Raw genomic sequence first — 24,758 nt, forward strand, 5'->3', positions numbered from 1 at the left:
TAGCAATTCCCGAGGAAGGCTCCCCAGCCCTCTTCGGGCCTCGTGCGAGGATGGAAATGTCGCGGGCAACCCTCGGCTGGATTGTCCTGGGCTGGATCGGATACGCGATCCTGCCTTGGTACGGCTTTGAACGCACAGCGGCACCCGCCCTGAGCGATTATGTGGTCAGCGCGTCAGGGCTCGCGCTCGGCCTGAAGGGTGCCTGGTGGCTTCTGCCGGTGCTCGCGCCGCTGCTCATGCTGCTGCGACCTGTCGCGCATTCCAATCCATCATCGCTGTCGCGCTGGCTGACCGCCTGTGGCGTTGTCGGATTGTTGCTCATTCTGGCACAGGGATTCGCCATCGGCCTGAACGGCTGGACGTTCGACTTCCTCAAAACCCTCTTCGGCGAGCCGGGGCCGCGCCAGGCTGGCATGGGCTACGGGGCCGCACTCACGGCCGCCTCGTTCCTCATTCTTTTGTGCCACGGTCTGGCTGCGCGCGGCTGGTGCCGCGGTGACGCCTTCGTGACATCGTCGATCGGCGTGGTCATCGCGCTCATCATCGTCTTCGTGTTCTTCCCCGTCTCCACGATTCTCGCCAGCGCCTTCGGCGACGACAAGGGCCACTTCGCTCCGATGGCCTTCGTGACGAAATTCACGGACCGTTCGATCTGGGGGCTCGACTGCCTGATCGGCGACCTTCGCTGCGGCGTTGCCTGGAACACGCTGTTTCTCGGCATCCTGGTGGCTTTCGGAACCACGGCGCTCGGCTTGGCCTTTGCGCTGATCGCCACACGCACGAGTTTCCGTTTCAAGAAGCTCCTGCGCGTGATGAGCGTCCTGCCGATCATCACGCCGCCTTTCGTGATCGGTCTCGCCCTGATCCTGCTCTTCGGTCGATCCGGTGCCTTTTCGGCCATCCTCTACGATTGGTTCGGCGTTCCGCGCTCGCGCTGGATCTACGGCCTGCCCGGCGTCTTCATTTCCCAGCTCCTGGCATTCACCCCGATTGCATTCCTTGTGCTCATCGGCGTCGTGCAGGGTATCAGTCCGACCCTGGAGGAAGCGTCTCAGACCCTGCGTGCAAAGAGCTGGACCACTTTTCTCACGATAACGCTGCCGCTGATGCGGCCCGGCCTTGCCAACGCGTTCCTGCTCGGCTTCGTGGAGAGCCTTGCCGATTTCGGCAATCCCCTCGTCCTGGGTGGCAACTTCGAAGTGCTGTCGACCAAGATCTTCTTCGCCGTCGTCGGCGCCCAGCAGGACCAGGGTCGCGCGGCGGTGCTGTCGATCATCCTGCTCGGATTCACTCTGGGGGCCTTTTGGCTCCAGCACGCCTGGCTCGGCAAGAAGGTCTATACGACAGTGACAGGCAAAGGCGACGCGGGTATTCCGCTGCCCCTGCCCCGGCGCGTCGCCCTCGCATCTTACCTGACCGCCATTCCCTGGGCTCTGTTCACAGTTGTCGTCTACGCCATCATCGCAGTGGGCGGCTTCGTGCGCTCCATGGGTCGGGACTACACGCCGACGCTTGATCACTTCCTGACGGCGTTCCGCGTCGAGCGGGCAGAATGGGGTCTTTATTTCTCGGGATCGGCCTGGGATTCCTTCTTCGCAACGGTCAAGGTGGCTGCTCTCTCGGCACCGCTGACGGCCGCCATCGGTCTGCTCACGGCCTACCTCCTCACGCGCCAGCGCTTCTCGGGACAGCGCTCCTTCGAGTTCGGCACTCTGCTGAGCTTCGCCATTCCCGGAACCGTCGTCGGCGTGTCCTATATCCTCGCCTTCAACGTGCCACCGATCGAGATCACAGGCACGGGCTTCATCCTCGTGATGTGCTTTGTCTTCCGCAATATGCCGGTGGGCGTGCGCTCCGGCATCGCCACCTTGAGCCAAATTGACAAGAGCCTCGACGAGGCGTCGCTGACGCTCGGCGCACGGTCCTTCACCACCATGCGTCGGATCGTACTGCCGCTGCTTCGACCCGCCATCGTCGCCTCCCTGGTCTACTCCTTCGTGCGTGCGATGACGGCTGTGAGCGCCGTCATCTTCCTCGTAACGGCCGAGTACAACATGGCAACGACCTATATCGTCGGTCGCGTCGAGGCCGGTGAGTTCGGTCTCGCGATCGCCTACTCGACGGTTCTCATCATCGTGATGCTCCTTGCGATCGTTGCGATCCAGTTCGCTGTCGGCGAGCGGCGCCTGGGGCGCCGCAGCGCCGGCGCCGCTACCGCCCCTCTTGCCGTCCAGGCCGCTCCATGAACCAGATGTCCACCGTATCCTCGCTCGCTCTTACGGGAGCGTCCAAGTCCCCACGGAAAGAGGCCGCCTCCGTCGAGTTCCGGCACGTGACGAAGCGCTACGGAAATGTCGTTGCCGTCGACGACGTGTCGTTCAGCATCGCGCCCGGACAGCTCGTGACGCTGCTTGGCCCTTCCGGCTGCGGCAAGACCACGACGCTGCGGATGATCGCGGGACTCGAAATGGCGAGCGCAGGACAGATCCTAATCGGCGACCGGGACGTGACGAACCTCTCCGCTGCGGATCGCGATGTCAGCATGGTCTTCCAGTCCTATGCGCTGTTCCCGCATATGTCGGTCCTGGAGAACGTTGCCTATGGCCCGATCGTACAGGGGGTGCCGAAGAAGAATGCGCATGCCATGGCGATGGAGAAACTCTCCCTGGTCGGTCTGACAGGCCTTGAGAAGCGCGCTCCGTCGGAGCTGTCCGGCGGCCAGCAGCAACGTGTTGCCGTGGCGCGCGCGCTGGTGCTGGAGCCGCAGGTTCTGCTCTTCGACGAACCCCTTTCCAACCTCGACGCCAAGCTGAGGCGGCGGGTGCGCGAGGATATCCGCGAGTTGCAGCAGAACCTGAACCTCACTGTCGCCTATGTGACCCATGACCAGGAAGAAGCGCTCGCCGTATCCGACCACATCATCGTCATGTCGAATGCGCGCATCGCACAGACAGGCACGCCGCGGGAGCTTTACGAGGAGCCGGCTGACCTGTTCGTCGCCGACTTTATCGGCGACGCGAATATTCTCGACGCCACACTTCTCGAACAGTCGGGCTCAGAGGCCAAGGTACGTGTCGGCGGAATGATCCTGAATCTTCCTCACCGGGGCGTGAGTCCCGGACCGGTCAAGCTGGCGGTGCGGCCGGATGCCGTCATCCTGGATGAAGGACCGGCCCAGGGCGGCGTCACCGGCACGGTCAGGAAGGCCTCCTATCTCGGCACCCAAGTCGAATACGACGTGGAGACGTCGATCGGTGTCCTGTTCGTCGTGCAGTACGGCCGCAAGGAGCCGATCCCGCCCGGAACGCCGGTTTCGATTTCGTTTCTCCTGCAGCGCGGCATCGCGGTCATTCCCAACGCTTGAGACATCGGGCCCGTGTCGACAATACGGCACCCTAGATTTCGCCCTCATCGGGAATTCTCAGGATCGTTCCGCAAGCCTTGCAATGAATCGCATCCCTGTCATGGAGCGTCAGGCCGCAGACGGGACAGGGAAATCGCACCTTGGGCGGACGGAGAAGCACCTGAACGAGCCGCAGGAACAGCGTCACTCCGAAGATCATGATGATGACGGAGATAAGATGCCCCAGTGTTCCCGTCAGGGTGATGTCGCCGAAGCCGGTCGTGGTCAGGGCTGCAATGGTGAAATAGAGGGCGTCCACGTAGTTGCCGATGGCCGGATTCATCCAATGCTGCGTCTCATAGACGAACCCGGTCATGATGAAGATGAAGACGCCGAGATTCACGGACGCGATGATCAGGTCCTCGTTGCGCCGGAAAAAGCCGCTGTCGGCCCGTAGCCTCGCGAGCAACTGATAGGTGCGCAAGAGCCGAACCGTCCGGAGAATGCGCAGGAATCCGATACCTTCCCCGACGATGGGAGCCAGGAAGGAGACCGTTGCGGCCATGTCGGCGAACGAGGTCGGATGAACCAAATCTTTCCAAGGTGTCCGACTGATGGCGAGGCGGGCGGAGAAATCGGCGAGGACGGCAAGCCCGATCACCACATCGAGCCATTCCTGAGCCTGGAAGCGCGGCACGAACGACGAGACGACGATGAAGAGGATTGTCACGACATCGAAAACGAGCAGCCCGTACCGGAACTTGTGTGCTTCACGCGTATCTCCCTCGTAGAGGGATCTCAGCCTGTCGACGACCCTCATTGGACCTCCCTGCCTTCTCGGCGTCCTGGAAGCCGCCGGTCCGGTGAAGATATTCAGGATCGGTTTATCAGTCGCCCATTAATCTGTAAGGATTGACCGTTCTTGCAGAGGAAATGCCCCATCCGGACGGACTGTCCGGATGATTGGGCAATGCCCGCCTCACCTTCCGATCGACGAGACGAACCTGATGCTCAAGGCGCTGATTTTCGACATGGATGGCACGCTGGTCCATAGCGACCCGGTCCATCTCCAGGCCTTTGCGGAGATTCTCGGCCCGGAGGGTGTCGTGATCGATGACGTGGTGTTTCGCAACTCCATCATCGGTCATACCAACGAATCCATCTTTGCGACCCTGTTGCCCCACCACACGGTCTCGGAGCATGAGCAATTCGCACAACGGAAGGAAGCTGCCTTCCGGCGGCTCGCAACGGAACTTCGGCCACTGGACGGGCTGCCTGAACTTCTTGACTGGGCTGACCGGCATGAAATCCGGGCGGCCCTCGTCACCAACGCACCGATCCTGAATGCGACGCACATGCTGGATATCATTGGCGTGACGAAGCGTTTCGCGGTCACTGTGACGATCGAGGACGTCGTCCGGGGCAAGCCCGATCCCCTGCCCTATCTCACGGCCCTGGACCGGCTCGGCATTGCGGCGGATTCGGCGATTGCCTTCGAGGATTCGCCGTCCGGTATGCGGGCGGCAAAGGGGGCAGGCTTATTTTCCTTCGGCATGCTGACCGGGCTGTCGGCCGAGGAAATGGCTGCCGTCGGCGCCGACCGGACGATTGCCGACTTTCATGACCATGCTCTCTGGGACATCCTGGAGGCGAGGATCCGGTCCTGAGGACCTTTCACGCCGCGTTGGATTGTCCTTCGAGCGAGGGTGCATTCTCCTCATCCGATGCGTCGAAACGCCGCCGGGCCTCCAGGATCTGGTCCCGATTGCGGATCGCCCAGTCTCCAAGAGCCCGTACGGTTTTCAGCAGCGAACAGCCAAGCTCCGTCAGGCGGTACTCTACCCGGGGCGGGATCGTTGGATAGACAGTGCGATGGACGAGCCCGTCCCGCTCCAGGCCACGCAGGGTCAGCGTCAGCATGCGTTGTGAAATCCCACCGACGATGCGGCGTATCTCATTGAAGCGCTTCGGTCCGCTGCCCAGCTGGACGACCACCTGAACGCTCCACTTGTCGCCGACCCGGGACAGGATCTCGGTGACGGTGCGACAGTCGGTGGGCACATGGATGTGACTCGGTGTCAAGAAAGTGCCTCCTTGCGGTTCTGCCGATTAGTTACTTAATGAGCCTCGGTTACAAAGCAGAACTTAATACCGGTTCTGCCCCGTTGCAAATCGAGGAATAAGATGACGTTCAAGCTTCATACCATCGTCGGCAGCACGCGCCCGGGGCGCGTGGGTCCCACCATCGCCAAATGGTTCAACGAGTTTGCCGCCGAGCACGGCAAGTTCGATCCGGTTCTCGTGGATCTGGCGGACTTCAAGCTGCCGGTTTTCGATGAGCCCGAGCACCCGATGCGCCAGAACTACAAGAACGCCCATACCAAAGCATGGGCCGAGAGCGTGAGTGCCGCGGATGCCTTCGTCTTTGTGACACCAGAGTATAATTACGGCCCGCCTCCGGCCCTGCTGAATGCTCTGAACTATCTTTCCCTGGAATGGAATTACGCACCCGCGGGCTTCGTCAGCTACGGCGGCATTTCCGGCGGCCTGCGAGCGGTCCAGGTCGAGAAGCAGATCGTGACGACTCTCAAGATGATGCCGATCCCCGAGGGGGTGCCGATGCCCATGGTGTTCCCGCATATCGAGAATGGCGTTCTCAAGCCGCTCGATATCTACAAGACCTCGGCGGCGACCATGCTCGACGAGCTCTACAAATGGACCGAGGCCTTGAAGCCGCTACGGGCGCAGCGCAAATCCTCCGCGACCGCGAAGGCAGCGTAATCAGCACGGATTGAGCCTGCCTGACTGTAGCGACCGAGCGCAAAACCTTGAATACGAAGAAGCGGCGGAGCCGGGCTCCGCCGCGTTCTCATGAAACGGGGGTTCTCTACACGGCACCCGCCAGAGCGTTCTCATAAAGCTTGCGGGCGCTTTCCTTGGTGATCGGGACCGGGTTCCCGCCGGCGGTCGGATCCTCCGGCGCCATGGCGGACATCTCATCGAAACGCGCCGCATCGATCCTGAGCCCTTCCAGGGTGTGCGGAACGCCGAGGTCCCTGCGGAGCTGCAGGACCCAGTCGAGGAAGGTCTCGAAGCTCGGCTCGAGGCCGATATAGGCGGCGAGGCGTTCGATCCTCGTCTCGATGGCCGTGCGGTTATAGACCAGCACATAGGGCATGAAGACCGCGTTGGTCAGTCCATGATGGGTGTCGTAGAGCGCGCCGGCCGGATGGGAGAGCGCGTGAATGGCGCCCAGGCCTTTCTGGAAGGCGGTGGCGCCCATGGCAGCGGCCGACATCATGTTGGCGCGCGCCTCGATATCCTTCCCGTCCTTGTAGGCACGCGGCAGATACTCCTTCACGAGGCGAATGCCCTCAACCGCAATGCCATCCGCCATCGGGTGATAGCCGGGAGCGCAATAGGCCTCGAGGCAATGCGCGAGCGCGTCGAGACCCGTGCCTGCCGTGATATGAGGCGGCATGCCGACTGTGAGTTCCGGGTCGCAGATCGTGATCTTCGGCATCATCAGCGGATGGAAGATCACCTTCTTGGTGTGGGTCGCCTCCTGCGTGATGACCCCCGCGCGCCCGACTTCCGAGCCCGTGCCGGCGGTTGTCGGAACCGCGATGATCGGTGCGATCCCTTTCGGGTCGGCGCGGGTCCACCAATCGCCGATATCCTCGAAATCCCACATGGGACGGGTCTGCCCCTTCATGAAGGCGATGACCTTGCCGGCATCGAGCGCCGAACCGCCCCCGAAGGCGACGACCCCATCATGCCCGCCCGCCCTCAAGGCCTCCAACCCCTTGTAGACATTGGTTTCCACTGGATTTGGCTTGATGTCCGAAAAGATTGCGGCCTTGAGGCCCGCAGCCTTCAGCGCCTCCAGCGCATTCTTCGTCATCGGCTGCGTCGCGAGGAACGGATCGGTGACGATGAGCGGCGCGGTCATCCCGACGGACCTGCAGGCTTCCGCCAGTTCGGCGATGCGCCCGGCGCCGAAGCGGATCGCGGTCGGGTAGTTCCAGTTGGAGCGGGGAGAAGCTATCATGTCGAACTCAGATCTGACGGAGGTGGAAGGATTTCGGGCGGGTGAGCGACTCATAGGCGAGCCGGGAGAGGCTGGCACCGCGGCCGGTATCCTTTACGCCGGTCCAGGCGAGAGCGGGATCGAGATAGTCGCAGCGGTTCATGAAGACGGTGCCAGTTTCGAGCCGGTCGCCGATGGCCTCCGCGGCATCGACGTTCAACGTCCAGATCGCGGCTGAGAGACCATAGGGCGAGTCGTTCATCAGGCGGATCGCCTCCTCGTCGCCCTTCACCTTCATGATGCCGACGGTGGGTCCGAAACTTTCGTCACGCATGACGCTCATGGAATGATCCACCTGGGTCAGGACCTGAGGCGCCAGATAGGCGGTGTCGCCCACATCCGCAGCGAAGCGCTGCCCATCGATATGGGCCTTGGCGCCCTTGGCCACCGCCTCCGCATTCTGCTGCCGCACGAGATCCGCGAACCGCCTGTGCGCCATCGGACCGAGCGTGGTCGCCTCGTCGAGCGGATTGCCGAGGACATATCGGTTCACGAGATCAACGGCACCTTCGACGAAGCGGTCGTAATGCTTCTCATGGACGTAGATCCTCTCGATGCCGCAACAGCACTGCCCGGAGTTGAAGAACGCGCCGTCGACAATATTCTCGATGGCGTGCTCGATGTTCGCATCCTCGCGCACATAGGCGGGATCCTTGCCGCCGAGTTCGAGGCCGAGCGACGTAAAGGATCCCGCCGCCGCGCGCTCGATGGCGCGGCCGCCCGAGACCGATCCGGTGAAGTTGCAATGATCGACGAGGCCCTGCTGAAGAATGCGGCCCGTCTGGTCATGGCTGAGATAGAGGTTCTGGAACAGCCCCTTCGGAAGTCCGGTCCTGTCAGCTGCCATCTGGAAGCGCTCGCCCGCCAGCACGGTCTGTGACGCATGCTTCAGCAGAACCGCATTGCCGGCCATGAGCGCCGGCGCGATGGTGTTGATGGCGGTCAAGTAGGGATAGTTCCACGGCGCAATGACCAGGACGAGGCCGACAGGCTCGCGCTTGATCATGCGGCGGAAGCCCGCCTTCTCGTCATCCGCCGGAATGGCCCTGAGGCTCTCCTCCGCGATGCGGACCATGTAGCGCGCACGCTCCTCCACGCCCCGGAACTCGCCGCCGTAGCGGACCGGACGACCCATCTGCTGGGCAATCTCGGGCACCACCTCCTGATTCATGGCGACGAGCGCATCAAGCATGCCGAGAACCTTGGCGGCGCGCTCAGCCAGCGGAACGTCACGCCAGGCCTTCTGCGCCTCGCGCGCCGCATTGACGGCGGCATCAATGGCGGCATCGGACATGATGGGGCGGCGAACGAGCTCGCGCCCGTCGATGGGTGAAATGCAGACGATATCGGTATCGGCCATGATCTTGCTTTTAGATGATCTCGAAATAACGGGCGAGCTGCCAGTCCGTAATGGCCTTCCTGGCTTCCCTTTCCTCCCATTCGCGCGTCGCTGCGTAATGGTCAACAAAGGTGTCGCCGAAAAGCTGGCGGGCGGGCTTCGAGGCCCTGAGGCGTTCCGCCGCCTCCCCGAGCGAACGCGGCAGAGCCCGCTTCTTCGGGTGCTTCACCGCGTAGGCATTGCCCTGGATGGGATCGCCAGGCTCGATCCTGTTCTCGATCCCCCACAGGCCGGAGCCGATCGCCGCGGCAAGCGCGATGTAGGGATTGATATCGGCCGCCGCGACCCGGTATTCGACGCGCTGCGACTTTTCGGAGCCCGGGATGACACGCAGGGCCGTGGTGCGGTTCTCCACGCCCCAGGCCGCATCCGTCGGCGCCCAGAAGCCTGGAATCAGCCGCGTATAGCTATTCACCGTGCACGAGACCATGGCCAGGACCTCGGGCATCAATTGCTGCTGGCCGCCCACGAACCAACGCATCGTGTCGGACATGCCGTGCGGTTTCGCCGCGTCGTAGAAGGCGCCTTTGCCGGACTTGAGATCCCGCAGGGATGCGTGGAGATGGCCGGACTGACCCGGCCAATCCCGCGACCACTTGGCCATGAAGGTTGCCATCCAGCCTCGGCGCTGGGCGAGAATCTTGGTGTAGGTCTTGAACAGGGCGGCCTTGTCGGCGGCCCGCAATGCGTCGTCGACGCGGATCGCGGCCTCAAGCACGCCCGGGCCCGTCTCGGTGTGAAGACCCTCGATCTCGAAATCCATTTTCGCCGCCATATCCAGGAGGTCGTGGTAGAATTCCGAATGGACGCCCGAGCGCAGGACGGAGTAGCCGAAGAAGCCTGGCGTGATGGTCCTCAGATCGCGGAAATTCTTCTCGCGGATCGAATGCGGCGTCTCCTCGAACAGGAAGAACTCGAACTCGGCCGCAGCCGAGACCGCGAAGCCCATATCCTTTGCCCTGTCGAGCACGCGGCGTAAGGTCCCCCGCGGGCAGGCGGCTTCCGCATAGCCGTCGAACTCCGCGAGGAAGAACGGCAGATCGTTTTCGAAGGGAATCAACCGCATCGTGTCCGGCAGGATCCGGGCCGTCGCGTCCGGATAGGCCGTGTGCCAGCCGGTCAGGGTCGTGTTGTCGTAGAGCTGGTCGTTCGAATCCCAACCGAGCACCACGTCGCAGAAGCCGAAGCCCTTTTCGAGCGCCGATTCGAACTTGTCCCGCGCCATGTACTTCCCGCGCATGATGCCGTCGACATCGACGAGACCAATCTTCACGAAGGGAAGATCGCGGCTGCGCACATAGGCGGCGGCCTCGGCCGCTGTCCTGATCCGGGGTGTTTCCATGCGGGGCGTGGGGGCGTTCATGCACAAAACCTGACGAGAATTGGGAAAGGGGGAGCGCACGAATGCGCTCCCGAACGATCAATGGGTCTTGTATTCGCTCTCGCCCTTGGTGAGGGCGAATTCCTCTTCGGGCGAGAGTATGAGCTTATGGCGGCCGTGAAGCAGGAAATAGGCCATCATCACGGCATAGTAGATCGCCACGCCGAGGACCCCCTTCTGGAACACGGGATCGGTGAACTGGAAGTAGAGCGTCACCGCAGCGATGATCATGCAGATTGCCGCGCCCGCAACTCCGAACGGGCTCTTGTAGGGCCGATGGATCAGGGGGAACTTCTTCTTCAGGGTGATATACGACATGCCCTGCATGAAATAGGCCAGCATGGCCCCGGCCACAGCCATGTTCAGCAATGTTCCGCCGATGACGTTGGCGCCGGCTTCCGCTCCCACGGAGAACCAGATGATCATCATCACCAAGAGACCGAGGACAGCCCCTGCGATCAATGCCACGTGCGGCGTCTTGCGGTTGCCGTGCGTGATGGACAGAAAGCTCGGGAAGTAGCCGGCACGCGACAGGGAGTAGATCTGTCGTCCGAAGGCGAAGATGATCGTGTGGAACGACGCGATGAGGCCGATGACTGCCAGCGCAGCCAGGATTTTCGCGATGTCGGAGCCGAAGAGGGTGCGAAATCCGTCGAGCAGAGGCTCGCCCGATTTCGCAAGTCCGGCGGCGCCCGGCGCGATGCTCGTGTTCAGGAATGTCACGAGGAACGCGGAGACGATGAGCGTCATGATGCCCGCGATGATGCCCTTGGGCATGTCACGCTGAGGATCGTGCGATTCCTCGGCCGCCAGGGGCAGCTGCTCGATGGCGAGAAAGAGCCATACGGCAAAGGGAAGCGCCGCGAAGATGCCGCCGATGCCGAAGGGCAGGAAAGGCCCGTTCCCGTTCGGCAATTCGGCACCGTCCGGACCGACATTCAACGCCCAGCGCGAAAAGTCGAGCTGGCCGGAGAACAGCACGGACAGATAGAACGCGACGAGCACGGCCAGCGCCAGCAGCGTGACCGTGACCGTGACCTTGAAGGACAGCTCGACGCCGACAATGTTGAGCCCCACGAACAAGGCATAGGACAGGATCCAGTAGACGGGCTGGAACTCCGGCGACGTTCCGAAGATTGCCGACAGATAGGACCCGATGAAAAACACGATCACCGCCGGCGTCAGCACGAACTCGATGTTCTCGGCGATGCCGGTGATGTAGCCCGCCCACGGACCCATGGACGTCCGGGCGAAGGAATAGGCGCCACCCGTATGGGGCAGGGCCGGCGACATCTCGGCCAGTGAGAAGGTGAGGCCGAGATACATGACGGCGATCACGATGGTGGCGAAGAACATCGAGCCGAAGCCCTGCGCCAATCCGAGATTCCACCCCGAATAGTGACCTGAGATCACCGCGCCGACGCCGAGCGCCCAGAGCGACCAGACGCGTGCGTAGCGCTTGAGCCGCCTTGCCTCGAAATAGCTCTCATCGACTGTGGTATAGGTAATGCCGGCCGACGCTTGCGTCCCGGCTGGAGCTTGGGCCCCCGTACTCCCTTGACCGACTGACATAGACTCTTCCTCCAAGAATAAGCCTGCCTCTGAGCCACGGCACACCTCGCGCCATGGCCGTCGTCACAGCGTCCGCACGCCCTCCCTCATCAAGGGTGCAAGACGGCTCGCCCACGACGCCTGTCCGTCTTCCGTGCGGATCAGGTCGTTGCGGATCTCGATCATGAGAGGCGCCAAGCCGCGTCTCTCCGCGTGGCGTTCGAGAGTATGAAACACCCGGTCGGCCGGGCTGTAAGGCTGGTTCATGCCGACATTCAGCCCATCGTCCCGCTTGAGGCCGGCTTCGACGCTGCGCGCCAGACGCTCGTCCTTGTCGAAGATGAGACCGATCGGCCAGGGACGCGGGACGCCGCGATATGTCGGCGTGAAGGAATGAATGGAGACGATCGCCGTGACGGCGCCGGCCGCCCTGCGTGCTTCCACATAGGTGTCGACGGTGTGATGAAACGCCTCGTAGACCTCGCTGACGCGCCGGGCGCGCTCCACGGGCAACAGGCCCGCATTCCCAGGAATCGGGGTATTCTCGCTCAGGGCCGTGATGGAGTCGGGAGCCGACGGGTCCCGGTTGAGGTCGAGGACCAGGCGGGAGACCGTGGCATGGATCAACGGCGCATCGAGGCTGCGCGCCAGGTGCCGCGCGACGCCGAGAGCGCCTGGATCCCAGGCGATATGGCTCTCGCGCTCCACCAGCCCGAGACCCAAAGTTCCATAGCGCTCCGGGAGATGGTTGGACGCATGCTCGCAGATCAGGATGACGGGCGACTGGCCTTCCGCATTCTCGATGGCCGCGACAGCGCCTTCGCCCTGCCCGCCGTGGTCGGCCGTGATCCGTCTCGCATGCACCATGCGGCCCTCCGCTCGCCAAAGGCGAGATGATCTGAATTGAACGCTTGATACGTCCCTGTGCGTTCTTGCCGTTTTGGAATTTCTGGTACAGCTTTTGTCAACCGTCAAGAACGGAGCTGTGGACAGGTCGGCATGCGCAACGAAAGTACAATACATTCAGGCATTCCGCCGAGCCTGGCGGACCGGATTCGTCATGAAATCGAGACGTTTACGCCAAGTGAGAAGCGCGCCGCCCACGTCCTGCTGAGCCACTATCCCTTTGCCGGGCTGGAGACGGTGGCGGAGTTCGCCGCCCGCGCGGGGATCTCGGCGCCTTCGGTTCTGCGCTTCGTCACGCGGTTGGGCTTCAATGGATTCCCGGATTTCCAGAAGCATCTGCGGGGAGAACTGGAGGCGCGCCTCCTCTCCCCGCTTGCGAAGGCGGGTCCAAGCGGGATCGGCCACGGCGCCCCGGCCCTGACTTCCTTTGCCGACGCGGTCATGGGCAACCTGAAGGCGACCGTCGAGAACATCGCTCCGGCCGAATTCGAAGCCGTCGTCGCCCTGCTGAGCGACCCGCGCCGACATATTCATTTCACGGGCGGTCGTTTTACGGGGGCTCTGGCCCGCTACGCGGAAAGCCATTTCCGCATCGTGCGGAGCCAGGTGGACTACATCGAAGGGCAGCCCGCCCTCTGGCGCGACCGGATGATCGAGATCGGCCGCAAGGACGTGCTCGTGGTGTTCGACATCCGCCGCTACCAGGAAGATGTGATCGCGTTGAGCGAGACGGCCGCAAAACAGGGAGCAGCGGTCGTTCTTCTCACCGATCCGTGGCTCTCGCCCATCGCCCGGGTCGCCCGCCATGTCCTGCCGGCCCCTATCGTCGCGCCATCGAACTGGGACTCTTCCGTCGGCCTGATGCTCCTTGCGGAAGCACTCGTCGGAGCTGTCACGCGTCGCCTTTGGAAGACCGCAAAGCCGCGCATGGAGGCGGTCGAGCGCCTGCGCGATCAGAAGTAGCCTGGGGCCTCATCTCGCCTTCGGCGGATCGCCTCTCTGCAGCCACGCGACCACGAACGGCACCACCAGACCGATGCCGAGGAATCGGACGAGATGGTGGATGCCGACATAGAGCGGATCGAGCCCGAGGATCAGCGCCAGCACGGTCATGGCCTCCAGGCCGCCTGGCGCGAACGCGATGAGGCCGTTGGCGAAACTGACCCCGGCCAGCCAGGCGGCCAGAATCGCAAAGGCCGTCGCAACTGCCATGCCGATGGCGAACGACCCGAGCGCCGCCACGAGGGACTTGCGCAAGGTCGAACGCCGCACGTCGCGGAAGCGCTCGGCGATGAACATGCCGATCAGCACGAGCCCCCCGGTCGTGATGACGGGCGGGATGACTCCGGTGACCCATTCCGCGCCGTGGCTCACCGTACTCACCAGCGTCGCGCCGAGCAGGATGGGGGCGGCAACCTTCAGCTGCTTGAAGACCATGCCGACCAGGAGGCCGCCGACGAGGATGAACGCCATACCGCCGGCACTCTGGACGGGAAGCCCCTGGCCGATCAGCGCGCCCGCGGAGCCGCCGCCGCCGCTGAAGACCACCACGCTCGGCAGGAGCGCGATCAGCACGAAGAGCCTCAGATTCTGCACGATCGCAATCGACGCCACGGCCGCGTTCCGGTCGACGGCGATGGCGAGAACCGTCGACAGGGCGCCGGGTACGGAGGCCAGCACGGCATCGTCCCGACGCCAACCCGACACGCGGGTGAGCCAGAAGGCCGACGCGCTCGAGATGGCGAGAACGGCAATGACGAGAAGGACCAGGCTCGATGGATACCGCGCCATGGCGGCAATGGCCGCCGGTGTGACCGCCGCTCCCATGGACGCGCCGGAAATCAGCATCGCTGCATCCGCCATGGGGCGAGGCATGGGCAGCGCGCGGCCGGCCCATCCCCACAGGACGACGGCGAGGGCGGAACCGGACAGCCAGGCCGCGGGAACACCGGCGGCATCAAGGGTCAGTCCCCCGAGACCGGCGATCAGGATCTGAACGATATGGGCAAAAACGGCGCGCATGACAGGAGATCGGGCCGAAGCAGCCCTCGATCGTCAATGGACGTGGACGGGACCGAGGTCAATGCCGGTGGCGCAGGCTTGCCATGCAGGGCCCCTCAGGCGACAATTTTCGGGAGGGCCGCACTGATGCGCCGGACGGCTTCCTGGAGATCGGAGGCCTTGCGGGCATAGCAGAGACGCAGGTAGCCCTCCCCCGCCTCGCCGAAGGCTGAACCCGGCGCGAGGCCCACATTCGCCTCCTCGATGAGGCGGATCGCAATGTCCGTTGAGGATCGGGCGCTCTTCACCTTGAGAAAGGCATAGAAAGCCCCGCTCGGCGCTGGGAGGTCTATCAGACCGCTTTCCGCCAGATGACCGACGATCTCACGGCCCGCCCGGGCGCGGGCGATCTGGTGCGCAACGAATTCCTCTCCCAGTTCCAGGGCCGCGAGGCCGCCCCGCTGGATGAAGACCGGCGTCCCCGAGGTCTGGTACTGGACCAGGTTTTCGATGACCTGGCCCAGGGCGGGCGGCGCTTCGAGCCAGCCGAGCCGCCAGCCTGTCATGGCCCAGTTCTTGGAAAAGGTCTGGATAAAGAGGATTCGGTCGTCCAGCGCCATGATGTCCCTGAACGATGGCGCACGGCCATCGACCGCCAGGGCTGGATCATGGATGAACCGGCCGTAAATCTCATCGGCGATGATCCAGAGGCCGTGCCTGCGCGCCAGATCGAGCACGGCACGCAGGTCCGAAGGCGTCGCGGTCCAGCCGGTCGGATTGGCGGGTGAATTGATCAGAATAGCCCGGGTCTGCGGCGTCACCGCCTTCTCGATCCGCTCGAAATCGAGATTCCAGCCGTTTTGCCCGAACACCATCGGCACGCCGACCGGCTTGGCGCCCGCCACGGTGATGGCACCGGCGAAGTTCGGCCAGGCGGGCGTCGGAATCAGCACCTCGTCGCCCGGACCCGACACCATGCGCATGGCGATCTGCATGGCCGGCATGCCGCCGGAGGTCACGAAGAAGCGCTCCGGGTCGGCCGCCTGCCCATAGACGCGCTCATGATAGCGCGCGAGGGCTTGGCGCAGCTCCGGAATGCCACGCTGATAGGTGTAGAAGGTTTCCCCGGCCGCGAGCGAGCGGGTCGCCGCATCGCAAATGAACGACGGCGTCGGCAGGTCGCCCTCCCCAACCCAGAGGGGAATCAGGCCTTCGCGGTTTCGCCCATAGTTGAAGACATCGACGATCCCGCTCGTCGGCGCCTGCTCCGCCTCCGGGCGGAGCTTGAAGAGCGACGGAACGGGGACGGACGCGTTCATGGACAACTCCCTGGCAAGGCGAACAGGGATGGCCCTTTCGTCGTGCCAAGGCAAGCCTCAAAGCCGATCGATCACAACAAGCCGCAGATGCGGTGGGATTGAGTGATGGATCAGACGACCCGCCTGTCCTTCAGGAGATCGCGGATTTCGCCCAGGAGCTTCACGTCCGCCGGAAGCTCGGGGGCCTTCTTGGCCGCTTCGGCCTTGGCATCCGCTTGCCGCTTCATCTTGTTGATGCCTTTGACGACAATGAAGAGGATGAAGGCGATGATCGCGAAATTGATCGCGACGGTGATGAAGTTGCCCCAGGCCAGAACTGCGCCCTGCGCCCTGGCTTCCGGAAGCGAGGGCGCCGTAACTCCGCTCGAGAGGGGGATGAAATAGTTGGAAAAGTCGAGGCCGCCGCTGATGGCGCCGATAATCGGCATGAAGATATCCCCGACGAGGGACTCGACGATCCGTCCAAAGGCCGCGCCGATGATGACGCCGATCGCCAGATCGACCACGTTTCCGCGCAACGCAAACTGCTTGAATTCCTGCCACATGGTCCCAGACCTCCGCCCGCCATAAGCTTAAGCTGGAGGTCTGGGTAAATTCGTCAAGGCTTTACAAGTGCAAGCAGACCGTGCAGGTCAAGGCGGCGGGTGACCATCTGGAGTTCCCCGTCCGGGGCCCTCGGCCACTGCTCTTCCGGACGGTCCCAGTAGAGCTCGACGCCGTTACCGTCGGGATCTCTCAGGTAGAGCGCTTCGCTGACACCGTGATCGCTCGCACCGTCCAGCGGAATGCCTGCTTCTGCGAGCCGGCGGAGTGCATCGGCGAGGGCTTCCCGGGTCGGGTAGAGGATCGCCACATGATAAAGGCCCGTCGTGCCCGGAGGTGGCGGATGACCGCCTGCGCTCTCCCAGGTGTTGAGCCCGATATGGTGGTGATAGCCGCCAGCCGAGAGGAAAGCGGCCTGTGCACCGTAGCGCTGCGTCAGCTCGAAGCCGAGGACATCGCGGTAGAAGCCGAGAGCGCGATCGAGGTCGGCGACCTTTAGATGCACATGGCCGATCCGGGTGCCGGGATGGATGGGCTGCGCGCCGGAGGTCTCTGCAGATGCGGGATTCGTGATCGTATTCATCGTTCCTGCCTTATGCTGAACGGGGGCGAAGAGCGCCCGAAGCGTCGTTGACCGGCGTAGCCTTGAGCGCGAACGCGCCGTCACCCATGAGAGCCTGAGCCAGGAGCCCGACGGCCCAGAATGCCGGATATTCCCAACCGCCGTTCGGATTGGTGAAGAAGAAGCCGGCGGATCCGTGGACCGTGACAATCGAGCCGAGCAGGATGGGGATCAGAATGAGCGCGGCAATACGGGCATAGAAACCGACAATGAGCGCAAGGCCGCCGGCGACCTCGACGAGGATCGTCAGATAGGCCAAAGCGGGCGGGAGGCCGAGGCTGCCGAAGAACTGCGCTGCACCGGCCGGCGTGAAGACGAAGACCTTCAGGCCGGCATGGGCAAGAAACAGGATTCCCAGCGCAACGCGTAGGATCAGGGCAGCATAGGGAGCTGTACGGGTATCGATCATGGCGAAATCTCCGAGGATTGGGTCTCTTCCATATGAGCTCAAACCGAGGATATGATAATGTCCATGCCAGAATATCACTTCACACCCTGAGAGTGAGATAAGATCTTGCTTGACCGTGTCACCAGCATGCAGGCGTTCCAACGCGTTGCGACCCTGGGCAGCTTCTCCGCTGCAGCCCGGTCCATGGACCTGTCTCAGACCATGGTGACGAAGCACATTGCGTCTCTTGAGGAGCGTTTGGGCGTCAAGCTCCTGAACCGCTCGACCCGCAGGCTAGTCCTGACCCAGGGCGGCCGGAGCTATCTGGCGGCCGTCGAACGCATCCTCGCGGAGATTGAGGAGGCTGAGGCTTCGGCCGGTCTCGACAGAATCGAGCCGAGGGGAACCCTGCGCCTCAACGCTCCCGTCACCTTCGGCTTTCGCGAAATCGCTCCGGCCCTGGCGGAATTCAGCCGGCTGTATCCGGCTGTGTCGGTCGACCTCGGCCTCGCCGACCGTTTCGTGGATCTGATCGAGGAGGGTTGGGATCTGGCCATCCGGATCGGCCGACTGAAGGATTCGCGCCTCGTTGTCCGGAAGCTTGCCCCCTGCCGCATCGTCGCCTGTGCCGCCCCGTCGTATCTCGCAGAGCACGGCACGCCGAAAACACTTGAGGACCTGTCACGACACAATTGTCTGGGCTACACCCTGTCGGGCACGATCAGTCACGACCGTTGGGCTTTTGGACGCGACGGCGATGTCGCTGTGCCGGTCAGCGGCAATCTCCGTGCCAACAACGGTGATGCCCTGGTGGCTGCGGCAATAGCCGGTCAGGGCCTGATCTACCAGCCGACCTTCCTGGTGGGCGAGAGCCTCCGCAATGGCGATCTGGTGCGCGTGCTGCCCGATCAGCCGACCTATGAGCTCGCCGTCCATGCGGTTTTGCCGTCCGGCCGTCAGGCCCCGGCCAAGGTACGGGCCATCGTGGAATTCCTTGCCGACCACTTCGCGGTGCCGCGCTGGGACCGCGACCTTTGAGGCGAGGCTCGACCTGGCGGGAGCGGTGGCAATCCTGACTCCAAACGGGTAAATCTTGCACTGGTTCTCGCGAGGATCCCTGACATGGTCGCCAGCTGGGCGGTAATCCTATCGGCCCTGGTCTATCTCTGCCTTCTCTTCACCGTCGCCTATTGGGGCGACAACGGGGGACGTCGGATCGTCCAGGGGCGCGCACGCTCGACCATCGCAGCCCTGTCGCTCGGCGTTTATTGCACCTCCTGGACCTTCTTCGGCTCGGTGGGCCTCGCAAGTCATTCGGGGCTCGACTTCCTGACCATCTATATCGGTCCGGTCCTCGTCATCGGCCTCGGGCACCTTCTCGTCGCCCGCATCGTGCGGATCGCCAAGACACAGAACATCTCCTCGATCGCCGATTTCGTCGCTGCCCGCTACGGCAAGAGTGAACGGGTCGCCGCCTTGGTCAGCATCATCGCAGTGGTCGGATCGATCCCCTACATCGCCCTGCAGCTGAAGGCCGTATCGTCCTCCCTGGACGTCTTCCTCACGGCAGCAAACGGCTTCACGCCGCAGAGCGTCCCGATCTTCGGGGACCTCGCCCTGGCCGTCGCGCTGGTTCTCGCCGGTTTCGCCGTCGCCTTCGGCACGCGCCATACGGACGCCACCGAGCACCAGGATGGGCTGATGATGGCGATCTCCCTCGAGTCCGTGGTGAAGCTCGCCGCCTTTCTCCTGGTCGGCGGCTATGTGACGTTCATCATGTTCGATGGCTATGAGGGGATTGTCGCACGCCTTCACGAGCAGGGCGTCAGCACCAGCCTGCTCGGGCGGACCTCCGGGTTCGGCAGCTTCATCACCCTCATTCTGCTGTCGAGCTGCGCGGCCCTGCTTCTGCCGCGACAGTTCCACATGACGGTGGTGGAAAATCGCGCGATCGAGGATGTGAAGCGCGCGGCCTGGCTGTTCCCGGTCTATCTGGTCGCCATCAATATCTTCGTCATCCCCATTGCATTGGCCGGCCTCGCGATCTTTCCCGAGGGCACGGTCGATCGTGACATGACCGTTCTCGCGCTGCCCCTGTTCAATGGGGCCGGAAAGCTCGCCATCATCGCCTTTCTCGGGGGCTTTTCCGCTGCGACCGCCATGGTCATCGTCGATTCCGTGGCTGTGGCCGTGATGATTTCGAACCATCTCATCATGCCCATCGTGCTGCGCCGGCGCGCATTCGCGGGGGTCGATCTTGGCAGCGTCGTGCTTGCGATGCGCCGCATCTCCATCGTCGTGGTGATCCTGCTCGCCTATGTCTATTACCGGGCATCGGGCGAAGCGGCCCTGGCAGCGATCGGCCTGCTGTCCTTCGCAGCCATCGCACAGATCGCGCCGGCCTTCCTCGGTGGGCTGATCTGGTCGCGCGGCACAGCGCTCGGTGCCAGCGTGGGCCTCACCGTCGGCTTCGTGACCTGGGCCTATACCCTGCTCCTGCCGAGCCTGGTCTGGGACGGGGTCTTCTGGTCCGACGTGGTCGTGACGGGTCCCTTCGGCATCGTCGCCCTCAAGCCCACGGCCCTCTTCGGAGTCGACCTGCCGCAACTGACCCACGGGGTGGTCTGGAGCCTCACGCTCAACATCATCGCCTATATCGGCTTCTCGCTCTGGCGCCCGGTGACGGCCATGGAGCGGATCCAGGCGCATGTCTTCGTCGGCGAAAACGACACCTCGGCCGCACCGAGCTTCCGCCTGTTCCGGCCGAGCGTCACGGTGGAGGAATTGCGGGCCACGGTGGCGCGGTATCTAGGCGACGAGCGTACGAGCCGGTCCTTCGAGGGCTTTGCCCATAGCCGCGGCCAGGTGCTCGAATTGCGGGCCGAGGCCGACATCCACCTGCTGCGCTACGCCGAGCACCTTCTCGCGTCGGCGATCGGTACTGCATCCTCACGGCTGGCGCTGTCCCTCGTCCTGCGCCGCCGGACGGTTTCGACAAAGGCGGCGCTGAAGCTTCTCGACGATGCCTCGGCCGCGATTCAGCACAGCCGCGACCTGCTCCAGCACGCCATCAATTATGCGAAGCAGGGCATCACCGTCCTCGACCGCGACCTGAGGCTCCTGGCATGGAACCAGGCCTTCGTCGACCTCTATGACCTGCCCCCCAACCTTGTGCGTATCGGGGTTGGGATGGATAGCATTGTCCGGTTCAACGCCGACCGCGGGTCCTATGGACCGGGCACACTCGAATCCCTGGTCGATGCCCGGATCCATTCCTTCCTGCACGATCTGGAGCCGGTCCGCCTCAAACTCTATCCGTCCGGCAAGGTCATCGAGATCCGCTCGAACCCGCTGCCGGACGGAGGTGTCGTCACCACCTACACGGACATCACAGATACGGTTGCGGCGGAGGAAGAGAGCCGCCGCGCGAACGAGACCCTGGAACAGCGCGTCCGGGAGCGCACGGAGGAGCTTACGCGCCTCAACGAGGCTCTCACCCAGGCCAAGGCAGAAGCGGACGAGGCCAATATTTCGAAGACGCGCTTCCTGGCGGCCGCCTCGCACGACATTCTCCAGCCCCTCAATGCCGCCCGTCTCTACGCGACCTCGCTCGTCGAGCGTGACCGCGACGCTGGCGACGTCACATTGGCCGAGAACATCGACGCGTCCCTCGATGCGGTCGAGGAGATCCTGACGGCCCTTCTCGACATGTCGCGCCTCGACACCGGTGCCATGAAACCGCAATGGTCGAGCTTCCGCATCGACGAGATGTTCCGGCAGCTCCAGCGGGAATTCGATCCCATCGCCCGTGAAAGGGGGCTGACCCTCAGCTTCGTTCCGTCGACCCTCACGGTCCGCTCGGACCGCCGCCTGCTCCGCCGCCTGCTTCAGAACCTGATCTCGAATGCCATCAAGTACACGCCCGGCGGACGCGTTCTGGTCGGCGGACGTCGCCGCGGCGCCCATCTCATCATCGAGATCTGGGATACCGGGCTCGGCATCCCGCCCTCGAAACAGCGGATCGTCTTCCGGGAATTCCAGCGCCTCGACCAAGGCGCCAAGGTCGCGCGGGGACTTGGGCTCGGCCTGTCCATCGTGGAGCGCATCGGCCGCGTCCTGTCCCACCCCATCTCGCTGAAGTCAGAAGCCGGACGCGGCTCTGTGTTCCGGGTCGAGGTTCCGGTCGTCGCGGCCCTGCCGGCCACCCGCTCGGCTCCCGAGGCCCCCGCGGCCCCCGTGACAGCCCTGTCGGGCCTCTGCGTACTCGTTATCGACAACGAGCCGGCGATCCTGGAAGGAATGCGGCTTCTGCTCACGAACTGGGGTTGCGAAGTCTGGACAGCTTCCGGGCTGGACGGGGCGCAGGCGATCATCAGGGCACAGAAGACCAATCCGGACGTCATTGTTGCCGATTATCACCTGGATCACGGCGACGGCCTCGACCTGATCAAGGTCCTTCGCTGGAAGACTCAGGTCGATACGCCCGCCATCCTGGTGACGGCGGACCGGACGCCGGCGGTGCGCGATGCGGCGGCGGCCATGCATGTGCACGTACTCAACAAGCCGGTAAAACCGGCAGCCCTGCGCGCTCTGCTCACGCAATGGCGCGCCACGCGCGCGGCGGCGGAGTGATCCGGCGCTCCTGAGGGCTCTTCAGATCGCATCTCCACCCAGGGCATAATCGACTGCGGCAAGAGCATGAAGGGTGGTCGTATCGTATAGCGGGACCGGGCTGTCTTCGGTCGCGACAAGCAGCATGATCTCGGTACATCCGAGGATGATCGCCTCCGCCCCCCTTTCGACCAAGCGGTTCATGATCCCTCTATAGGCGTCCCTGGATTCAGGCCGGATTAGGCCTATGACCAGTTCCTTGTAGATGATGTCGTGCACGACACGCCGGTCCTCGGTCTCGGGTACGAGGACGGTCAGGCCGTACTGGCTCTGCAAGCGCCCTTTGTAGAAGTCCTGCTCCATCGTGAATGCCGTGCCGAGAAGACCGACGCGCTCGAAGCCGGCCCTGCGGATCTGCCGGGCTGTCGGGTCCGCTATGTGGAGAAGGGGGATGCCGACCGATGCCGAGATGGCGTCCGCCATGCGGTGCATCGTATTGGTGCAGAGGACGATGAAGTCGGCCCCGCCGCGCTCGAGCCTGACGGCAGCGTCCTTCATGGTCTCTGCAAGCTCGACCCATTCTCCGCTGTGCTGAAGCTTCTCGATCTCGCCGAAATCAACGGACCACATCAAGCTGCGCGCAGAGTGCACGCCTCCAAGCCGCCTCTGCATCTCCCTGTTGATGATGCGATAATACTCGGCAGAACTCTCCCAGCTCATGCCACCGATGAGGCCGACGGTTGCCTTCTGTTGCACAGTCATCTCTCCCTGCTGGCCTCGATACGGCAACGGACCGCCGGGAGGAAGGAACCTCGACCGGCGCCGGAAGGGCTCCCGCCCTCACACGGTCGGCAGGTACGGCGCCCTCCCGCTCCTGAGCGCATCGTCGAGCAGTTCGAGCCGGTCCTGGCCCCAGAACACCTCCCCGTCGAGCACATAGGCAGGCGAGCCGAAGACATCCCCGGCGACCGCATTCTCGAGGTTGAGGGCATAGATCGCCTCGGTGGTGCTCCCGGTCGCGATGTCCATGAGGGACGAGGAGTCCAGCCCCGCCGCCTCGGCGAGTTCGGCCAGGACGACGGGATCCCCGAGGTCGCGCTCCTCCTCCCACAGGGCCGAGAAGGCCCGGCGAAGAAACGGATCGGCATCCTTGCCCGAGACGGTCACGGCGATGACGAAGCGGTCGGCGAGATTGACCTCGAAGGGCCAGTATTTGGGCTTGATGTTGAAATTCAGTCCCCGCTTCTCGCGCCAGCGCTGGAGTTCCACGAGGCGATAGCGCTGCCGTGCCGGATGGCGCTGAGCCAGGGGCAGGCCACCTGTCTCCGAAAACACCCGGCCGAGGAAGACGGGCTTGTAGTTGACCTCGATCCCATGCCGCCGGGCTATGCCCATGAACGGCGTATGCCCGATATAGGCCCAAGGGCTCATGAGCGAGAAATAGTAGTCGATGGTGCGGGGCATGGAATCGTCTTCACGGTTGGAACGAAGACCTGCAAGCTACCGCGCCGACGTTCAGGATCAAGCCGCGTTCTTCAACGCCTCCTCCGCCACAAGAAAGGCGGCCACCTCCGGGGATGCCTCCGGCGCCTCCGCCCGGACGCCGATGGCCCTGAACATGCAGTCCACCGGCACGAAGCTTTTCACGCGGCGATCATAAAGACCCGCCCGCACGAGCGCGATGGCGGCCAGGACGGGAGTGCCGTCCCGGGATGTCGAAACGAGCCGGTGTTCCATCACGACCCAGCTTTCCGCCCAGGTAACGATCCGGGTTTCGAGGGTGAAAGGCTGAAACAGCTTGAGTTCGCGGCGGAACCGGATCTTTCCGGCGCTGACCACGGGCACCCAGCCATGCCGGGTGACGGCTCGCCACAATCCGGAGCGGATCATGATGTCGGACCGGCCAAGATCCATGAGGGTCCAGTAGCGGCCATTGTTCATATGGAGCGAGGTGTCGAGATCATGCGGCCAGACGCGAAAGCGCAGGCGCGATGTGTCCCGCACGGGATCGAGCTTCGGGCGGAAGAACGAAGCGATGATGAGGTGCAGAACCCGCAACCAGAGATTCATGCCATGCCCATGCCGCTGATCCGCTGGAACAGGGCGAGGTCGAGCGATGGCGCCACCCGGCCAAAGCCCGTCAGGAGACAATGGACCTGTCCGCGGTGATGGGTCTGGTGGTTGAAGACATGCAGCAGGATCGACGCTAGCGGCTGCTCGATCGGAGCGGGATTGGACAGGGCCTGGTAGCGGATGCGGGACGCGAAAGCCACTTCCGGCAGGCCGGCGACATAGGTCATGATCCGCTCGTCCTCCTTCCAGCGGGCATCCCGGAGCGAGCCGAATTCCTCGAAGAGGATTTCGTCGAGGCGCGTGGGTGCCTCGCCATGACCGGTCAAGCGCTTCATCCAGATCCGGTCGGCCACCAGCAGGTGGTTGAGGGTGCCATGGACCGATTTGAAGAAGGCGCCGCGATCAGCCTTGTAATCGACCTCCGGCAGCTCGGCCGCAACGTCGAAAAGGCGTTGATTGCACCAGGCATTGTAGGCAGCCAGCATGGCAAAATGCGGTTTCATCGCGGCTCCTCTGTCTTCGCGGGCGGGG

At 63.6% G+C, this 24,758-nt stretch carries 23 protein-coding genes; 7 read left to right on the plus strand and 16 right to left on the minus strand.

What is annotated here, in order from left to right; all coding sequences use genetic code 11:
• Positions 1 to 56: 56 nt before the first annotated feature.
• Together AC522E_RS15895 and AC522E_RS15900 are read left to right on the plus strand one after the other, a co-directional pair.
• Positions 57 to 2,246 carry an ABC transporter permease gene (locus tag AC522E_RS15895; RefSeq protein ID WP_500747230.1) on the plus strand — a complete coding sequence of 730 codons (2,190 nt, stop codon included), beginning with the start codon at positions 57 to 59 and terminating at the stop codon, positions 2,244 to 2,246.
• Between the two features lie 5 nt (positions 2,247 to 2,251).
• The gene (locus tag AC522E_RS15900; protein WP_500750727.1) at positions 2,252 to 3,364 is read left to right on the plus strand and encodes an ABC transporter ATP-binding protein; all 1,113 of its coding nucleotides are present in this window, start codon (positions 2,252 to 2,254) and stop codon (positions 3,362 to 3,364) included.
• Positions 3,365 to 3,395: 31 nt separating this feature from the next.
• Here AC522E_RS15900 and AC522E_RS15905 read toward each other — a convergent pair whose 3' ends face one another.
• Positions 3,396 to 4,163 (minus strand): potassium channel family protein, encoded by a 768-nt coding sequence (locus AC522E_RS15905; protein ID WP_500747231.1) that lies wholly within the window; start codon positions 4,161 to 4,163, stop codon positions 3,396 to 3,398.
• Between the two features lie 187 nt (positions 4,164 to 4,350).
• Between AC522E_RS15905 and AC522E_RS15910 the strand changes: the two genes are divergently transcribed.
• A complete protein-coding gene (locus tag AC522E_RS15910) occupies positions 4,351 to 5,010 on the plus strand; it encodes an HAD family hydrolase (RefSeq protein WP_500747232.1) in 660 nt (219 codons plus the stop codon).
• Between the two features lie 7 nt (positions 5,011 to 5,017).
• Here the strand turns inward: AC522E_RS15910 and AC522E_RS15915 are convergent, their stop codons facing one another.
• Positions 5,018 to 5,425 (minus strand): winged helix-turn-helix transcriptional regulator, encoded by a 408-nt coding sequence (locus AC522E_RS15915; RefSeq protein ID WP_500747233.1) that lies wholly within the window; start codon positions 5,423 to 5,425, stop codon positions 5,018 to 5,020.
• A 102-nt stretch (positions 5,426 to 5,527) separates the two neighbouring features.
• Between AC522E_RS15915 and AC522E_RS15920 the strand changes: the two genes are divergently transcribed.
• Positions 5,528 to 6,124: an NADPH-dependent FMN reductase gene (locus tag AC522E_RS15920; protein ID WP_500747234.1), complete on the plus strand. Its 597-nt coding sequence runs from the start codon at positions 5,528 to 5,530 to the stop codon at positions 6,122 to 6,124.
• Between the two features lie 106 nt (positions 6,125 to 6,230).
• Here AC522E_RS15920 and AC522E_RS15925 read toward each other — a convergent pair whose 3' ends face one another.
• From AC522E_RS15925 to AC522E_RS15945, 5 genes are all read right to left on the minus strand, one after another.
• A complete protein-coding gene (locus AC522E_RS15925; protein ID WP_500747235.1) occupies positions 6,231 to 7,394 on the minus strand; it encodes an iron-containing alcohol dehydrogenase in 1,164 nt (387 codons plus the stop codon).
• A gap of 7 nt (positions 7,395 to 7,401) precedes the next feature.
• The gene (locus AC522E_RS15930; RefSeq protein ID WP_500747236.1) at positions 7,402 to 8,793 is read right to left on the minus strand and encodes an aldehyde dehydrogenase family protein; all 1,392 of its coding nucleotides are present in this window, start codon (positions 8,791 to 8,793) and stop codon (positions 7,402 to 7,404) included.
• A gap of 10 nt (positions 8,794 to 8,803) precedes the next feature.
• The gene (locus AC522E_RS15935; protein ID WP_500747237.1) at positions 8,804 to 10,195 is read right to left on the minus strand and encodes a glutamine synthetase family protein; all 1,392 of its coding nucleotides are present in this window, start codon (positions 10,193 to 10,195) and stop codon (positions 8,804 to 8,806) included.
• A gap of 57 nt (positions 10,196 to 10,252) precedes the next feature.
• The gene (locus tag AC522E_RS15940; protein ID WP_500747238.1) at positions 10,253 to 11,785 is read right to left on the minus strand and encodes an amino acid permease; all 1,533 of its coding nucleotides are present in this window, start codon (positions 11,783 to 11,785) and stop codon (positions 10,253 to 10,255) included.
• A gap of 63 nt (positions 11,786 to 11,848) precedes the next feature.
• On the minus strand, positions 11,849 to 12,631 hold the full coding sequence (locus AC522E_RS15945) for an N-formylglutamate amidohydrolase (protein ID WP_500747239.1): 783 nt from the start codon (positions 12,629 to 12,631) through the stop codon (positions 11,849 to 11,851).
• 132 nt (positions 12,632 to 12,763) lie between these two features.
• Between AC522E_RS15945 and AC522E_RS15950 the strand changes: the two genes are divergently transcribed.
• Complete coding sequence (locus AC522E_RS15950; protein ID WP_500747240.1) at positions 12,764 to 13,633, plus strand: MurR/RpiR family transcriptional regulator; 870 nt, start codon at positions 12,764 to 12,766, stop codon at positions 13,631 to 13,633.
• Between the two features lie 9 nt (positions 13,634 to 13,642).
• Here the strand turns inward: AC522E_RS15950 and AC522E_RS15955 are convergent, their stop codons facing one another.
• The 5 genes from AC522E_RS15955 to AC522E_RS15975 form a co-directional block, all read right to left on the minus strand.
• Positions 13,643 to 14,692 (minus strand): AbrB family transcriptional regulator, encoded by a 1,050-nt coding sequence (locus AC522E_RS15955; RefSeq protein ID WP_500747241.1) that lies wholly within the window; start codon positions 14,690 to 14,692, stop codon positions 13,643 to 13,645.
• Positions 14,693 to 14,787: 95 nt separating this feature from the next.
• A complete protein-coding gene (locus AC522E_RS15960) occupies positions 14,788 to 15,990 on the minus strand; it encodes a pyridoxal phosphate-dependent aminotransferase (RefSeq protein WP_500747242.1) in 1,203 nt (400 codons plus the stop codon).
• 110 nt (positions 15,991 to 16,100) lie between these two features.
• Entirely contained in the window at positions 16,101 to 16,535 is a 435-nt protein-coding gene (mscL, locus tag AC522E_RS15965) for a large conductance mechanosensitive channel protein MscL (RefSeq protein ID WP_500747243.1), read from the minus strand.
• Positions 16,536 to 16,588: 53 nt separating this feature from the next.
• On the minus strand, positions 16,589 to 17,116 hold the full coding sequence (locus AC522E_RS15970) for a VOC family protein (protein WP_500747244.1): 528 nt from the start codon (positions 17,114 to 17,116) through the stop codon (positions 16,589 to 16,591).
• 10 nt (positions 17,117 to 17,126) lie between these two features.
• Positions 17,127 to 17,564: a DoxX family protein gene (locus tag AC522E_RS15975; RefSeq protein ID WP_500747245.1), complete on the minus strand. Its 438-nt coding sequence runs from the start codon at positions 17,562 to 17,564 to the stop codon at positions 17,127 to 17,129.
• A 105-nt stretch (positions 17,565 to 17,669) separates the two neighbouring features.
• On the opposite strand from AC522E_RS15975, the gene AC522E_RS15980 reads away from it, so the two are divergent.
• Both AC522E_RS15980 and AC522E_RS15985 read left to right on the plus strand, forming a co-directional pair.
• Positions 17,670 to 18,581 (plus strand): LysR family transcriptional regulator, encoded by a 912-nt coding sequence (locus AC522E_RS15980; RefSeq protein WP_500747246.1) that lies wholly within the window; start codon positions 17,670 to 17,672, stop codon positions 18,579 to 18,581.
• 84 nt (positions 18,582 to 18,665) lie between these two features.
• Positions 18,666 to 22,175 carry a PAS domain-containing hybrid sensor histidine kinase/response regulator gene (locus AC522E_RS15985; RefSeq protein ID WP_500747247.1) on the plus strand — a complete coding sequence of 1,170 codons (3,510 nt, stop codon included), beginning with the start codon at positions 18,666 to 18,668 and terminating at the stop codon, positions 22,173 to 22,175.
• Positions 22,176 to 22,196: 21 nt separating this feature from the next.
• On the opposite strand, the gene AC522E_RS15990 is transcribed toward AC522E_RS15985, so the two are convergent.
• The 4 genes from AC522E_RS15990 to AC522E_RS16005 all read right to left on the minus strand — a co-directional run bounded on the left by AC522E_RS15990 (position 22,197) and on the right by AC522E_RS16005 (position 24,730).
• Positions 22,197 to 22,916, minus strand: coding sequence for an aspartate/glutamate racemase family protein (locus AC522E_RS15990; RefSeq protein WP_500747248.1), 720 nt, complete (start codon positions 22,914 to 22,916; stop codon positions 22,197 to 22,199).
• Between the two features lie 78 nt (positions 22,917 to 22,994).
• Entirely contained in the window at positions 22,995 to 23,618 is a 624-nt protein-coding gene (locus tag AC522E_RS15995) for a 2-hydroxychromene-2-carboxylate isomerase (protein ID WP_500747249.1), read from the minus strand.
• A gap of 57 nt (positions 23,619 to 23,675) precedes the next feature.
• The gene (locus AC522E_RS16000) at positions 23,676 to 24,224 is read right to left on the minus strand and encodes an acyl-CoA thioesterase (RefSeq protein WP_500747250.1); all 549 of its coding nucleotides are present in this window, start codon (positions 24,222 to 24,224) and stop codon (positions 23,676 to 23,678) included.
• Positions 24,221 to 24,730: a DinB family protein gene (locus AC522E_RS16005; RefSeq protein ID WP_500747251.1), complete on the minus strand. Its 510-nt coding sequence runs from the start codon at positions 24,728 to 24,730 to the stop codon at positions 24,221 to 24,223. Before AC522E_RS16005 ends, AC522E_RS16000 begins: the two co-directional genes overlap by 4 nt.
• Positions 24,731 to 24,758: the final 28 nt, after the last annotated feature.

The sequence above is a fragment of the Microvirga sp. BF8 genome (genome assembly GCF_059888585.1).